The 3313-nt window shown below is 65.0% G+C and carries 2 protein-coding genes and 2 pseudogenes; 2 read left to right on the top strand and 2 right to left on the bottom strand.

Going from position 1 to position 3313, the window contains the following annotated elements:
- A pseudogene (locus VNS12_RS10210) lies at positions 1-265 on the bottom strand (anthranilate synthase component I); the annotation flags it as partial.
- Positions 266-272: 7 nt separating this feature from the next.
- Entirely contained in the window at positions 273-2141 is a 1869-nt protein-coding gene (locus tag VNS12_RS10205; protein WP_325487728.1) for a SurA N-terminal domain-containing protein, read from the bottom strand.
- A 168-nt stretch (positions 2142-2309) separates the two neighbouring features.
- Between VNS12_RS10205 and tpiA the strand changes: the two genes are divergently transcribed.
- Both tpiA and VNS12_RS10195 read left to right on the top strand, forming a co-directional pair.
- A complete protein-coding gene (gene tpiA, locus VNS12_RS10200; RefSeq protein WP_325487727.1) occupies positions 2310-3065 on the top strand; it encodes a triose-phosphate isomerase in 756 nt (251 codons plus the stop codon).
- 71 nt (positions 3066-3136) lie between these two features.
- A pseudogene (locus tag VNS12_RS10195) lies at positions 3137-3313 on the top strand (anthranilate phosphoribosyltransferase); the annotation flags it as partial.

The raw sequence follows: 3313 nt of genomic DNA, 5'->3' as shown, positions 1-3313 counted from the left end.
TGATGCGGGCGTCGCGATTGATCTGCGCCCTGCCCTCGTGGACCCGCCACAACAGGTCCGGCTCCAGCCCGATGATCGAATAGCGCCCGCGGACGGCCCCGCCTTCCACCGATTCGAACAGGAAGGTGAAGCTGCGGTCCTGGGCCAGCTTGAGATAGGTGCCGATCGGGGTTTCCAGATCGGCAACCACACGCCGATAGAGCACCTGCCCCTCGCCCGAGGCGTAGGTTTGCGCAAAGGCGTCAAAGTCGTAGCCGTCGGCCATGGTGCGCCTATTCGAGCCCGATAACGCGGTTGACGGCTTCTTCGTTGATCCTGACGCTGAGGTCTTCGCGCAGGCCGGTGACAAAGCTCATCAGCAGCAGATTGGAGAAGTCCGATTCCAGCGTCTGGGCGACCTGCGAGGGTGCGTCGGCCGGAGCCGGGTCAACCTCTGTCACCTGATAGACAACGATATCGCCGTCGCGGGTGGGAACGTAGCCGGCATGGCCCTCGCCTCCCTGGAATGCCGCCTGCATCACGTCGGGATCGAGCGTTGCGTCGCCGCCATTGCGGGTAAAGGGCGCCGAGCTCTGCGGCACCTGGCCGAATTCGAGCGCGACGCTGAACAGATCGCCGCCCTCATCGATCGCCGCAACCATGTCTTCGGCGGCGCGGGTCATCGCCATGTCGGTCTGAAGCTCCTGCCAGGCAACGATCACCTCGTCCCGCGCTTCGTCGAGCGTCCGGTCGCGCGCCTCGCGCACTTCCTTGAGTTCATAGAATACGGTGCGGTTCGAACCCAGATTGATGGCCGGGGTCACCCGCGCATCGGGCGAGGCTGCAAACACTGCATCGACGATGGTGCGCGTCGCGCCGTCGGGCAGGTTCTCGACCGTGGCCAGTTCGGCCCCCGACGCGGTCAGCTCCAGATCGTACGTCGCCAGCCCGTGGCGCTCCGCAACGTCAGCGACCGGCAGGAACGCCGCGCGGGCCTCCTCGATCTCGTCATAGACGGTGAACAGGATTTCCTGCGCCTTGCGGCCGCGCAGCGTGGATTCCAGCTGGCCACGCACCACATCGAGCGGCGCCTGACCGGCTTCGGTGATGGCGCTCACCCAGATGACGCGCGGGCCATTGGTGCTCTCGACCACGGCGTAGCCATTGGCGTCGAGCGCAAAGGCCGCTTCGGCCAGCACCGGATCGGTCAATTCGGCTTCGGCCACCGTGCCGATTTCGTTCACACCGGTCTGCAATCCGGCCTGTGAAACCGCGGCGGCAAAGCTGTCCCCGGCCTCCAGCGCATCGGCAAACACCTGCGCAGCGTCCTCATCTGGCAGGGCAAGCTGGTGGATGGTGCGGCGCTCGGGGGCGATGAACTGTGCCGCGGTGCGCTCATATTCGGCGACGACCTCCGCGTCATCGAGTTCCACGCCACGCGCCAGCGCGTCGGCTGTCAGCGGCAGCAGCGAGACCACGCGGGTTTCCACAGTGCGGAACCGGCTCTTGTTCTCCTCGAAGAACTGCTCAAGGTCCGCCTCGTCCGGCTCCCCGCTTTCCTCGAACAGCACCGGGTTGAGGGCCGCGAACTCGATGGTGCGGGCATCATTGTCGAAGGCCCGGGCGATATCGAGGCCCACCTTGGGCATCACCGCGCCATTGAAGATCACGCCGATCTGCTGGCGCATTGCGAATTTGCGCTGGGTGTTGAGATATTCCGCTTCGGTAAAGCCCGACTGGCGCAGCATGGAGCTGAATTCGCGCGTATCGAACAGCCCCAGCGCACTGGCGAAATTAGGATCGCGACGCACCAGTTCGGCAAGCTTGTCATCCGACGCGCCCAGTTGCAGGTCGCGGGCGAGGATTTCCAGCGCCACCTCATTGGCCAGCGAAGCGATAGTCGATGTGGGCAGGCCCATGGCCAACGCCTGCTGCGCGGTCGGAGCCATGCCGGTCTGCTGGGCAAACTGATTGACCTGTCCGCGATAGAGCCGGTCGAAATCGCGCACCGTGATGTTCTGGTCGCCGACCCGCGCCACCGTATTGGCGTTCATGTCGAGAAAGACGCTCGGAATTCCGAAACCGGCAACTGCGATAACGAGGACGCCCAAAAGGATCTTGGCAGTCCAGGAGCGGCCGAAATGGCGAAAATTGTCGAGCATTGTGTACCGATCGGTTTTGATGCGGCGCTAGCCCATGGTCTTAGGCCGGCCCCTATGGCGTTCGAAGCGCGCGCATAATAAACAGGGTGTATCCGGCCCTGCAAGGCGCACACAGGATGCCCGGTTAAGCCATTGTGCATGTGCGCGCAAGGAGTTGTTGGGTTGGCAATGGATGACGGTTTGCAACCGCTGATCGCGGGAAACTGGAAGATGAACGGCACCGGCGCCGCGCTCTCGCAGCTTGAACGGCTCGCAACGCTGCTCGAACAAGCCGGCCCGCGCCGCCCCGATATCCTCATCTGCCCGCCGGCAACCCTGATTTCCCGTGCCGCCGAGACTACTCAGAGCACCCCGATCCGCATCGGCGGACAGGATTGCCACCCCGCCGAAAACGGCGCGCATACCGGCGATATCAGCGCCCCCATGCTGGCCGACGCCGGCGCGTCCCATGTGATCGTGGGACATTCCGAACGCCGCGCCGATCACGGGGAAACCAGTTCCCTCGTCCGCCAGAAAGCGCAAGCGGCGCTCGCCGCCCAGCTGGTGCCGGTGATCTGCGTTGGCGAGACCGAGGCCCAGCGCCTCGCGGGCGATGCGAATCGCGTCGTGGCTGATCAATTGGCCGCCTCCCTCCCCGACGCTTTTGGCGATGCCCCCATCATCGTGGCCTATGAACCCGTCTGGGCCATTGGCACCGGGCGCACCCCCACCCTCGACGATATCGCCGCCATGCACGCCCATATGCGCCTCCTGCTCGCCGCGCGCTTCGGCGCTGCTGGCGAGACGGCGCGGCTGCTCTATGGCGGATCGGTCAAGCCCGACAACGCCCGCGACATCCTCGCCATCCCCAACGTCAATGGCGCGCTGGTCGGCGGCGCGAGCCTTCTGGCCGATGATTTTTTCGCGATCATCGCGGCGGCCTGATACTGCACTTGCCCAACCCGGCGCGGTTGCGCTACCCCACAGCACGATCCAAAACAGCGACAGGCACGGCCATGGATATCAAGGGAGCACTCGCCCGCATCGCCGAGGGGAAAGACCTCACCGGCACCGAAATGCGCGACGTGATGGAGATCATCATGTCGGGCGAGGCCACGGCGCACCAGATCGGCGCGTTCCTCATGGGCATGCGGGTCAAGGGCGAGACCGTGGGCGAGATCGCCGCCGCAGTC

The organism is Pelagibacterium sp. (assembly GCF_035555455.1).
Lineage (GTDB): Bacteria > Pseudomonadota > Alphaproteobacteria > Rhizobiales > Devosiaceae > Pelagibacterium.
The sequence above is the reverse complement of the archived record's forward strand: the minus strand, read 5'-3'. Positions and strand labels throughout refer to the sequence as shown.

Excerpts from the sequence above, each read along its gene's own strand:
- VNS12_RS10205 (WP_325487728.1), bottom strand. The coding sequence starts at position 2,141 with ATGCTCGACAATTTTCGCCATTTCGGCCGCTCCTGGACTGCCAAGATC.
- tpiA (WP_325487727.1), top strand. The coding sequence starts at position 2,310 with ATGGATGACGGTTTGCAACCGCTGATCGCGGGAAACTGGAAGATGAAC.